Origin of the sequence: Streptomyces sp. NPDC088246, assembly GCF_044741025.1 — a bacterium.
Lineage (GTDB): Bacteria > Actinomycetota > Actinomycetes > Streptomycetales > Streptomycetaceae > Streptomyces.
The window spans coordinates 1-12137 of record NZ_JBIURV010000104.1; the positions used below are offsets into that span (position 1 = coordinate 1).

Genomic DNA, 12137 nt, shown 5'->3' on the forward strand with positions numbered 1-12137 from the left:
CCACACCGCAAGCCCCGCGACCACCAAGTCCAGCCCACGCTCCAGACACACGGCGACCACGGACTCCGCACCCACACCAGCCGCCCGCAGGTGATGCGCCAGACGATTCGCCCGACCCATCAACCCCCCATACGTCAACACCTCCCCACCCGACACCACAGCCACCACATCCGGAGCCACCACAGCCCGCTCCGCGATCAACCCATGCACCCCACCAACCCCGGACACCTCCACATCCGTGTCATTCCACCCACGCACCACCACATCCCGCTCACCCGACGACAACACCGACAGCTCACCCACACGCCGACCCGCGTCCTCGACGACCGACGCGAGCACCGATCCCAGATGGCCCGCCATCCGCTCCACCGTCGCCGCGTCGAAGCGGGCGCGGTCGTAGGACAGCTTGATCCTGACGTCGCGGCCTGCGCCCGCGGTTATGTGGAGGGGGTAGTTGACCTGTTCGCGGCCGAAGTCGAGGTTGGCTTCCAGGCCGTTGGCGGCGGAGGTGTCACGCCCCTCGGTCAGGGCCTGGTCCGGGAAGTTCTCGAATACGAAGAGGCTGTCGAACAGCGACTGGCCTGCGGGCAGTTCGCTGCATTCGGCGATGGTCACCAGGGGGACCTGTTCGTACTGCCGGGCCTGGACCTGCTCGTCCTGGAGGCCGGTCAGCCAGTCCACGACCGGCTGCTCACGGTCAACTCGTACGCGTGTCGGGGTCGTGTTGATCAGGAGGCCGACCATGGAGTCCATGCCCTCGATCTGGCCGCCGCGCCCCGACGAGGTCACGCCGAACACCACGTCGTCGCTGTCGGAGTACAGGGCGAGGACCAGCGCCCACGCGCCCTGGACCACCGTGTTCAGCGTCAGGCGGTGATGGCGGGCGAAGTCCGCGAGGCCCGATGCGGCGACCGTGCGCGGCAGCGTGACATGGGCCTCCGCGCGGCCCTGGTCGCCGGTGGCGCGCTCCACGCCGAGCGTGGTGGGTTCGGTGACCCCGGCCAGGTAGTCGCGCCAGTACGCGCGCGCCTGGTCCAGGTCCTGTGCGCCGACCCAGGACACGAAGTCCCGGAACGGCACGGGCGCGGTCAGGTCCGGCCGGCCCCTTCCGGTGCGGAAGGCGTCGTACGCCTCCAGCAGCTCGCCCATCACGATCGGCAGGCTCCAGCCGTCGAGGAGCAGGTGGTGGTAGCTCCAGAGCAGCTGGTGCCGGTCGGCGGCGAGGCTGAGCACGGAGATCCGCATCAGTGTGGGCGCGGAGAAGTCGGCGCCGCGTGCCCAGTCGGCCTCCAGGTGGTCGCCGATCGCCCGCTGCTGTGTTTCCTCGTCCAGGTGGGAGAGGTCCCGTACGTCCAGAGGAAGGGGTATGGACCGGGAGACCACGGCCAGCGGCTCGGGCACTCCGTCCCAGACGACCGCGGTGCGCAGCACCTCGTGCCGGGAGACCACCAGCTCCCACGCCTGCTCCAGGGCGTCGAAGTCCAGCTCGCCCTGCAGGGAGAGGCCGTTCTGCACCCAGTACATGCCGGGGTCGTCGGAGAGCCGGCTGTGGAAGAGCATGCCCTGCTGGAGGGCGGTGAGCGGATAGACGTCCTCGATCTCGGTGGGCACGTGGGCCGTGACGCGGTCCAGTGCGGCCTGGTCAATGCGGGCGAGCGGGAAGTCGGACGGGGTGTGCCCGCCGGTGTCCGGGCGGCAGCAGTACTCGATCAGGTCGTCGAGGATGTCGACGTAGCGCTGCGCCAGCCCGGCGACGGTGGCCTCGTCGTGCACCTCGGTGCCGTACGCCCACACCATTTCGAGCCGGCCGCCGGAGACACGGCAGTTGATGTCGAGGAGGTGTGTGCGGTTGCCCTCCGTCGACCAGGCGCGGCCGAGGGATCCCTTGCCCGGGCGGAGCCGGGCCGCTGCGCCGCGGGTGGCGGGTGCGCGGTCGCCGGTGCGCTGGGCGTTCTGGCTCAGGTAGTTGAAGCTGACCTCGGCGTGTCCCTCCGGGGTCCAGTCGGTGAGGTGGCGCAGGAGGCCGTAGCCCAGGCCCTTGCGCGGGACGCCGCGCAGGTATTGCTTCGTCCGGCGCAGTACGGCGCCCAGGTCGCCGTGCGCCGCACCGGTGAGCACCACCGGGTGGACACTGGTGAACCAGCCGACCGTCCGGGACACGTCGATGTCGGCGCCGACGTCCTCACGGCCGTGGCCCTCCAGGTCGACGACGACGGACGGGACACGGGCCCAGGACGTCAGGGTCATGCCGAGGGCGGCGAGGAGGACATCGTTGATCCGGGTCCGGAAGGCGCCGGGTACCTCGCGCAGGAGGCGTTCGGTCCGGTCCGCGTCGAGGGTGGCCACGACCTCGTCGGCCGAGGTGACGGTGTTGTTCCCGCCGCGGTCCCGCGGCAGGGGTACGGCCGCGGCCTCGGCGGCCCGCCAGTACGGGGCTTCCGCTGCCAGCTCGGGCGAGTCCGCGAGTTCGGTCAGCCGCTGGGTCCACCGCACGAACGACGTCGTCTTCGCCGACAGCTCCACCGTGACGGAGCCCGCTTCAGCCTGTCCGTACGCGGAGATCAGGTCCTCCAGCAGGACCGGCCAGGAGACCGCGTCGACCACCAGGTGGTGCGCCACGACCAGGAGCAGCCGGCCCCGGTCGCCGCGTTCGAAGACCGCCACCCTGAACAGCGGCCCTTCCGCAAGGTCGAGGCTCGCCTGTACCTCCGTGGCGCGGGCCTCCAGGTAGGCGGCCTCGTCCACGGCGTCCACGTCGGAGGCGTCGATCACCGTCACCGGGTCGGCGGTCTCGGCGGCCACCAGGCGCCCGATCCACTCCCCGTCCTCCTGTACGAACCGGGAGCGCAGTACGTCGTGCTGCTCGACCAACGCACGTACGGCCACCCGCAGCAGGTCGGCGTCGAAGGGGTCGTCGGCCTCCAGGACCGTCGACTGGTTGAAGTGCGCGGCCCGGGGCAGGGCACGGCCGAGGAACCAGCGCTGAATGGGCGAGAGCGGGAAGTCGCCCGCCACGACACCCTGCTCGGCGACGGCCGTGCTCCCGGCCGCGGCCACGGGGGCGAGTGCCGCCACCGTCTGGTGGTCGAAGAGCTGCGCCGCCGTCACGTGCACGCCGAAGTCGCGGGCGCGGGCGACGACGCGGATGCTGATGATGGAGTCGCCGCCGAGGTCGAAGAAGTTGTCCTCGATGCCGACCCGCTCCACTCCGAGGATCTCCGCCCAGGCCTCGGCGAGGATCCGTTCCACCTCGGTGCGGGGCGCGACGTACGTGTCCGCCGATGCGGCGCCGGCGCCGTCTGGTGCCGGAAGGGCACCGCGGTCGATCTTCCCGCTCCTGGTCAGCGGCATGCCGGCCATCTCGGTGAAGAGCGCCGGGACCATGAACTTCGGCAGGCGTTCGCCCACGAAGGAGCGTAGTTCGACGACGGACGGGATGCCCTCGGCCATGTCCGCGGGGACGAGGTAGGCGACGAGCTTGCGGTCCGTACCGTTGCCGTGGGCGGTCACGACGGCCGTTCTGACGCCCGGGTGGTCGGCGAGCACGACCTCGATCTCGCCAGGTTCGATGCGGAAGCCGCGTACCTTGACCTGGTTGTCCGCGCGGCCAACGAAGTCGAGACGTCCGTCCGCCAGCCGGCGCGCCCGGTCGCCCGAGCGGTACATGCGCGAGCCGTCCGCGGCGAACGGGTCCGCGACGAAGCGTTCGGCGCTCAGCGCGCCCCGGCCTCCGTAGCCGCGGGTGACACCGTCGCCGCCGATGAACAGTTCGCCGGCCACGCCGACCGGGGCGGGGTTGAGGGACGGGTCGAGGATGTAGACGCGCTCGTTGAGGAAGGGGGTGCCGATCGGCGGTGTGCCGTCGGCGGTGACCTCTCCGCCGGTCGTGGCGATGGTGGTCTCGGTCGGCCCGTAGACGTTGAGCAGTCGCAGGCGCCGGTGCCACAGGGCGGTGAGCCTGGCCTCCACGCGTTCGCCGCCGACGAGCACCGTGGCGAGGTCGGGGAGGTCGTCCGGGGACAGCACGCCGAGCAGCGTGGGTGTCATGAAGGCGAGGCGTACGGCGGTCCGCCGCATCATCGAGGTCAGCCGCTCGGGCGGGGTGCGGTCCTGGCGCTCGGCCACGACCAGGGTCGCGCCGGTCGGGAGCGCCATCACCACCTCCCACACCGAGGCGTCGAAGCTGAAGGACGCGAACGCGAGGACGTGGTCTCCCGGACCGGCGTGCAGCAGCGCGCGCATCCCCTCGGCGAGGGTCGTCACGCCGCGGTGGGGTACATGGACGCCCTTCGGGCGTCCCGTCGAACCCGAGGTGTAGATGATGTACGCCAGCTGGTCGGGAAGGACGCGTACCGGGGGCGGGGTCGAGGGGAGCTCGTCGAGCTCGGCGAGGGTCACCGGGTCGTCCAGCAGGAGCACGGCGTCCACGGTGCCGTCGGCCGCGAGGTCGGCAGCCACCGCCCCGTGGGCCACGAGCACCGACGCGCCGGTGTCGCTCATCATGAACCGGCGCCGTTCGAGGGGGTAGGCGGGGTCGAGGGGCAGGTAGCCCGCACCGGCCTGCCAGACCGCCAGCGAGGCGACCGCCATGTCGGCGGACCGCTCCAGGCACAGTGCGACGACGGACTTGGGTCCCACGCCGGCCTGCCGCAGACGGTGGGCCAGTCGGTTCGCGCGGGCCGCCATCGCGCCATAGGTGAGGGACTGTTCGCCGGCCAGGACGGCCACGACGTCGGGAGTGGCGGCCACCTGCGCGGCGATCAGCTCGTGGAGGCCGCCCGCAGGCGGAAGCTCGGCGGCGGTGTCGTTCCACCCCTCGACGAGCAGGTGGCGCTCCGCCTCGGGCAGCAGCCCGACCTCGCCCACGTGCTGGCCCGCGTCGGCGGCGAGGGCGTCGAGGAGGGTGACCAGGTGCGCGGCCATCCGCTCCACGGTCGCGGCCTCGAACAGCGCGGTGCTGAACTGGAGCTCCCCGGACAGGGCGCCGCCGGCGTCCGCCAGGGTCAGGACCAGGTCGAACTTGACGGGTACGGGCTCGGGGCCCGTACCCGGGGCGACCGGAAGGCACGCGGCGGCGCGGTCGTCGAAGCCGTCCACCGGCATCCCGCCGTCGCCGGGGTCACCCAGGTCACCCGGGTCGCCGGGAACGTAGCTGAACATGACGTCGGTCAGCGGGTTGCGGGACCGGTCGCGTTCGGTGACCAGTGCGTCGACGAGCCGGTCGAACGGCAGGTCCTGATGCAGGTACGCGCCGAGGGCCATCTCCCGTACCCGACCCAGGAGGTCGGCGAAGGACGGGTTGCCGGACAGGTCCGTGCGCATGACCAGCGTGTTGACGAAGAACCCGATCAGGTCCTCGGTCTCGGCCAGCGGGCGGTTCGCGACCGGCGTGCCGATCGCCACGTCGTCCGTGTCCCCGTAACGGCCCAGGAGGACGCTGAAGGCGGCGAGCAGTGTCATGAACATCGTCGTGCCGCTCTCACGGGACAGCGCGCGCAGCGCCTCCGCCGTGTCCGGCGCGACGCTGAAGCGGGTGACGGCACCCGCGGTGGAGCGCACCTGGGGGCGCGGCAGGTCGGTGGGCAGCTCAAGGACCGGAGCGCGGTCCAGCTGGGCACGCCAGTAGCCGAGTTGTCCGTCGAGTACGTCGCCGGTCAGCCACTGCCGCTGCCAGGCGGCGACGTCCGCGTACTGGACGGCCAGCGGCGGCAGCGGGTCGGGCTCCCCGGCCCGGAACGCCTCGTACAGCGCGGACAGCTCGCGCCGCAGGATCCGGTCCGACCACTCGTCGAAGACGACGTGGTGCAGGGCGAGGGTCAGGGTGTGGTCGTCCGGAGCCAGGCGCAGCAGGGTGGCGCGTACGAGGGGCCCGTCGGCCAGGTCGAAGGGTGTGAGGCCGTCCTCGCCGATCAGCTGGTCGGCGGCGTCCTGCGGGTCGGCGCTGCCGGACAGGTCCACCACCGGCAGCGGCACGCCGGCCGCCGGGTCGACGACCTGCAGGCCCACCCCGTCCGCGCCGGCCACGAGGCGGGTCCGCAGGACTTCGTGACGGGCCACGAGCGCGTCCAGGGCGGCGCCGAGGGCGGCGGTATCGATGTCGCCGGTGAACCGCAGACGGGTGGACATGTTGTAGTCGACCGAGCCGGGCTCCAGCTGGTCCAGGAACCACAGGCGCTGCTGTGCGAACGACAACGGCAGTGCCGCGTCCCGGGCCACGGCCGTCACCGGGGGCGCGGCGTCACGGGCCGAGCCGTCGACGAACGAGGCCAGTCCCCGGACAGTCGGCCGGTCGAACAGGGTGGCGAGGGGAAGTTCCACCGAGAACATCTCGCGGACCCGGGAGACGACCTGGGCGGCCAACAGGGAGTGGCCCCCCAGCTCGAAGAAGCCGTCGAAGACGCCCACCCGCTCCACGCCGAGCACGCGCGCCCACACGTCGGCGAGCAGCTCCTCGGTGGCGGTGGCGGGGGCGACGTACCGGCCGCCGTTCCCCGTGCGGAATCCGGCGGGCGCGGGCAGGGCCGCCCGGTCGGTCTTCCCGTTCGGGGTCAGCGGCAGCTCGGCCAGTTCCACGAACACCGACGGGACCATGAACTCGGGCAGTGGCCCGCCCGCGAACCCGCGCAACTCGGCAACGGGCGGCAGGCCCTCCGCGTGGTCGGCCGGGACCAGGTGGGCGACCAGGCGCCGGTCCGTGCCCTCCCCGAACGCATTCACCACCGCCGCGCGGACACCCGGGTGGGCGGCGAGCGCCGCCTCGATCTCCAGGGGCTCGATCCGGTAGCCGCGCACCTTCAGCTGGTCGTCCGCGCGCCCCAGGAATTCGAGCTGCCCGTCCGCCGACCAGCGCACCCGGTCCCCGGTCCGGTACAGCCGGGAGCCGTCGGCGGCGAACGGGTCGGCGACGAAGCGCTCGGCGGTGAGCGGCCGGCGCCCTCCGTAGCCGCGCGCCAACTGCGCTCCGCCAACGTACAGTTCGCCGGGCACACCCATGGGGACGCACCGCATCGATGCGTCGAGGACGTACACGGCGCCGTTGACGAGCGGGGTGCCGATGGGAGGCGCGCCCGGAACTTCCGAGTCCTCGAGCTCGACCTCGGCGATGCTCGCACAGACCGTGGTCTCGGTCGGCCCGTAGGCGTTGAACAGCCGGTGGCGCCGCCGCCACGTGGCGGCCAGGCCGGCGTCGAGGCGTTCGCCCGCGGTCACCAGCGTGGTCACACCGTCCAGGTCTCCGGGCGTGAGGGCGTCGAGGAGCGACGGCGGTACGGTTGCCACGCTCACCCCGCTGCGGGTGACCAGGGATGCGAGCCGGGCGGGGTCGGCGCGGTCGGGCGCCTCGGCCACGACCAGGGTCGCGCCCACCGCCAGCGCCATCACCAGCTCCCACACGGAGGCGTCGAAACTGAACGGGGCGAAGGCGAGCACGGTGTCCTCGCTGCCCGTGCCCAGGGCCTCCTGCTGCGCCGTGACGAGGTTCACCAGTCCGCGGTGGGGGAGGTGGACGCCCTTGGGCCGGCCGGTGGAGCCAGAGGTGTAGATCACGTACGCGAGCTGGTCCGGGTGGACCGGCACCGACGGCGGTGTGGCGGGCAGTGCGGCGAGCGTCGTACGGGTGTCCGGGGCGTCCACCCACACCACGGTGTCGAGACCGCCGACGGCGGTGAGGGCGGACGCGGCCGACCGGTGACCGACCAGCGCGGTGGCGCCGCTGTCGGCGAGCATGAACTCCAGTCGTTCGGCCGGGTATTCGGGGTCCAGCGGAAGGTAGGCCGCTCCGGCCTGCCACACCGCGAGGACGGTGACGGCCATGTCGATCCCGCGTTCCAGGCACACGGCGACCACGGACTCGGCGCCCACGCCCGCGTTCCGCAGGTGATGGGAGAGCCGGGCCGCCCGCGCCGTCAGTTCGGCGTAGCCGAGGGCCTGCTCTCCCGCGACGAGGGCGATCGCGTCGGGGGTCGCCGCCGTCCGGTCGGCCACCAACTCGTGGACGCCGGCCACGGCGGGCACGGGCCCGGCCGTGTCGTTCCACTCCGACACCAGCCGGTCCTGTTCGGCCGCCGTCAGGACGGGCAGATCACCGACCCGCTGCCCGGCGTCCGTGGCGATGGCCGTCAGGACGGTCGCCAGGTGTCCGGCCATCCGCTCCATGGTGGCATCGTCGTAGTGCGCGCGGTCGTAGGACAGGCGCACCACCAACTCGCGAGCGGAGGAGGCGATCACGCCGAGCGGGTAATTGGACTGGTCTCGGCCGTAGTTGGCACCGGCTCGCAGTCCGTCGCCGTCCGCGTACCGGCCGCCTTCGCCGCCCTCGACCCTTGCCTGGTCGGGGTAGTTCTCGAACGCGTACAGCGTGTTGAAGAGAGCCTGCCCCGGCGCGAGCGCACTGCACTCCGTGATCGTGGTCAGAGGGGTCTGCTCGTACTTGCGGGCCCGTACCTGCTGGTCCTGCAATCCCGCGAGCCACTCCACCACGGATCGGTCGCGGTCGATCCGGGCCCGTACGGGCGTCGTGTTGATCAGCAGACCGACCATGGAGTCCATGCCGTCGATCTGCCCGCCACGGCCGGAGGAGGTCGTACCGAACACCACGTCGTCGGAGCCCGCGTACAGGCCGAGCACCAGCGACCACGCACCCTGCACCACGGTGTTGAGCGTGACCCGGTGGCGGCGGGCGAAGTCGGCGAGCCCGTGCTCGGCCACGTGCGCCGGCAGCGGCACCTGCCGCTCGTCGTGCCCCTGCTGCCCGGTGGCGTGCTCCACCCCGAGCGCGACGGGCTCGGTGACCGCGGCCAGGTAGTCCCGCCAGTAGGCGCGCGCCTCGTCCAGGTCCTGTTCGACAACCCAGGAGACGAAGTCCCGGAACGGCGCGCGCACGGCCAGTGCCGGCCGCTCCGCACCCGCGCGGAAGGCGTGGTAGGCCTCCATCACCTCGCCCAGGACGATGGGGATGCTCCAGCCGTCGAGGAGCAGGTGGTGGTAGCTCCAGAACAGCTGGTGCCGGTCCTCGGCGAGCCGGACCACCGAGATCCGCACGAGCGTGGGTGCGGTGAAGTCGGCGCCCCGCGCCCAGTCGGCGTCCAGGTGCTCGGAGATCGCGTGGCGCCGGTCCTCCTCGTCGAGCCGGGAGAGGTCCCGCAGCTCCAGGGGCAGGGGTACGGAACGGGACACGACCGCGAGGGGCTGAGGTACGCCTTCCGACACGACAGCGGTGCGCAGCACCTCATGCCGGGAGAACACCAGCTCCCAGGCCCGCTTGAGAGCGTCGAGGTCCAGTTCGCCTTCGAGGAGCAGACCGTTCTGTGCCCAGTACATGCCGGTGTCGGCGGAGAGCCGGGTGTGGAAGAGCATGCCCTGCTGGAGGGGGGTGAGCGGGTAGATGTCCTCGATGACGGTCGGCAGGCTCTCCGCGACACGGTCGAGCACGGCCTGGTCGATCCGGACGAGCGGGAAGTCGGACGGCGTGTGCCCGCCGGTGTCCGGACGGCAGCAGTACTCGATCAGCTCACCCAGGACCACGACGTACCGCTCCGCGAGCTGCACGATCGTCGCCTCGTCGTGCACCTCCGAGCTGTACGTCCACTCCATCTCCAGACGGCCCGCGCTGACCTGGCTGTTGACCTCGATCAGGTGGGTGCGTACGCCGTCCTCGGACTGCGACTCACCGAGGGACCTGCCGGTCGGGCGGAAGCGCACCCCCTCCTCGCGGCCGGCATCAGCCGTGTCGTCCGAGCGACCGCCTGACTGGCCGAGGTAGTTGAAGCTGACCTCGGCACTCCCCTGCGGGGTCCAGTCGGTGAGATGGCGCAGCAGGCCGTAGCCCAGCCCCTTCCGGGGGATCCCGCGCAGGTACTCCTTCGTACGGCGCAGGATGCCGCCCAGATCCCCGTCCGCCGCTCCGGTGAGCACCACCGGATGGACGCTGGTGAACCAGCCGACCGTACGCGACACGTCGATGTCGGCGCCGACGTCCTCACGGCCGTGACCCTCGACGTCCACCACCACGGACCCTGTTCGCGCCCACTCGGTGAACACCACACCCAGCACGCTGAGCAGCACGTCATTGATCTGCGTCCGGAACGCGGACGGCACCTCACGCAGCAACCGCTCCGTCAGCCCCGCCTCCAGGGACTGACGCAGGTTGCGCACCGAGGCGTTCCGGTTCGGACCGTCGCTGTCGCGGGGCAGCGGGACGACCGCGGCTTCCGCTTCCCGCCAGTGGGACGTTTCGAGCGCGAGCTCCGGCGAGGCCGCCAGCTCTGCCAGCCGCTGCGCCCAGTGCAGGAACGACGTGGTCTTGGCGGGCAGCTGCACGACGGTGGCGCCCTGCTCGACCTGCTGGTACGCCGCCGCCAGGTCCTCCAGGAGCACGGGCCAGGAGACCGTGTCCACGACCAGGTGGTGGACGACGAACAGCAGCAGCTGCGCACGCTCGCCGCGCTCGAAGAGCGCCACACGCAGGAGGGGTCCGTCGCCCAGGCCGAGGCCGGTCTGCACCTCGGTGGCCCGGGCGTCCAGGAACCGCCACTCGTCGTCGCCGTCCAGGCCGGAGGCATCGATGGTGGAGACCAGGTCGGCCGGTTCGGCGGCCGCGAGCCGGCCGACCCACTGGCCGCCTCCCTCCCGTACGAATCGGGAACGCAGCACATCGTGCTGTTCGACCAGCGCGCCCAGTGCGGTGCGCAGTACGTCGGGGTCGACGCGCTCGGTGGCTTCCAGGACGACCGACTGGTTGAAGTGCGACGGCCGGGGCATGTCGCGGGCGAGGAAGGACCGCTGGATCGGGGAGAGCGGGAAGTCACCTACGACGAGCCCCTGTTCCGCGTCCGCCAGGCTTGCGCTCGTGGCGACCGAGGCCAGGGCGGCCACGGTCTGGTGGCTGAACAGCTGCGCCACCGTCACATGGGCACCCAGCTCGCGGGACTTCGCCGCGACACGGATGCTGATGATGGAGTCGCCGCCGAGTTCGAAGAAGTTGTCCTCGACCCCGACCCGCTCCAGACCCAGGACCTCTTCCCACACCCCGGCCAGAATCCGCTCGGCCTCGGAGCTGGGCGCCACGTACTCCCCCGCCGAGCCGATGCGCGCACCCTCCGGATCCGGCAGCGCCGAACGGTCCAGCTTCCCGTTCGGGGTCAGCGGCAACGCCGCCAGCTCCACGAACGCGGAGGGGATCATGAAGGCGGGCAGGCGGTTGCTCGCGAAGTCTCGGAGCTCGCTGACCGGCGGGATGCCGTCCGTGTGCTCGGCGGGAACTAGGTAGGCCACCAGACGCCGGTCCTCGACATCCCCGAACGCGGCCACGACGGCGGTACGGATCTGCGGGTGGGTCGCCAGAACCCCTTCGATCTCGCCCGGCTCGATACGGAAACCACGCACCTTCACCTGACCGTCCACACGGCCCACAAAGTCGAGCTGCCCATCCGCCAGCCACCGCGCCCGGTCACCCGACCGATACATGCGCGAGCCATCCGCCGCGAACGGATCCGCAAGGAACCGCTCACCCGTCAGACCAGGACGACCCCGATAACCACGGGCCACCTGCGGACCGGCGATGAACACCTCACCGGCCACACCCACCGGCACCGGATTCAGCCGCTCATCCAGCACATACAGCCGGGCATTACCCACCGGCGCACCGATCGCCGGCACACCCACCAAACGCTCCGGCTCGACCACACCCGTCGTCACCATGACCGTCGCCTCCGTCGGACCGTACGTATTCACCAGCCGACGCCCCTGCGACCAGGCACGAGCCACCGGCTCCGTCAGCCGCTCCGCACCCAGCAACAGCGTTCCCACACCAGGCACCGCCCGCGGATCAAGGACACCCAGCAGGGACGGAACCACACTCGCCGCGCCCACCCCACCGGCACGGAGCATGCCGGTCAACAGACCCGCCTCCGCACGCTCCCCGGACGACGCCACCACCAAAACCCCACCCGAGGCCAACGTCACCGCCACATCCAGAACCGCAGCGTCAAAGCTGAACGAGGCAAACTGCAGCATCCGCACACCCGGACCGGCACCAAGCACCGGGCCCAGAGCCGACACCATGCCCACCACACTGCCATGAGCGACCTGCACACCCTTCGGCCGACCCGTCGAACCCGACGTATAAATCACATACGCCA

1 protein-coding gene is annotated in these 12137 nt (G+C 71.7%); it reads right to left on the reverse strand.

Annotation, left to right across the window (positions count from 1 at the left end; all coding sequences use genetic code 11):
- Positions 1-12129: amino acid adenylation domain-containing protein (locus tag ACIPEK_RS45270; RefSeq protein WP_402008620.1), on the reverse strand; the 12129-nt coding region annotated here is incomplete at its 3' end.
- Positions 12130-12137: the final 8 nt, after the last annotated feature.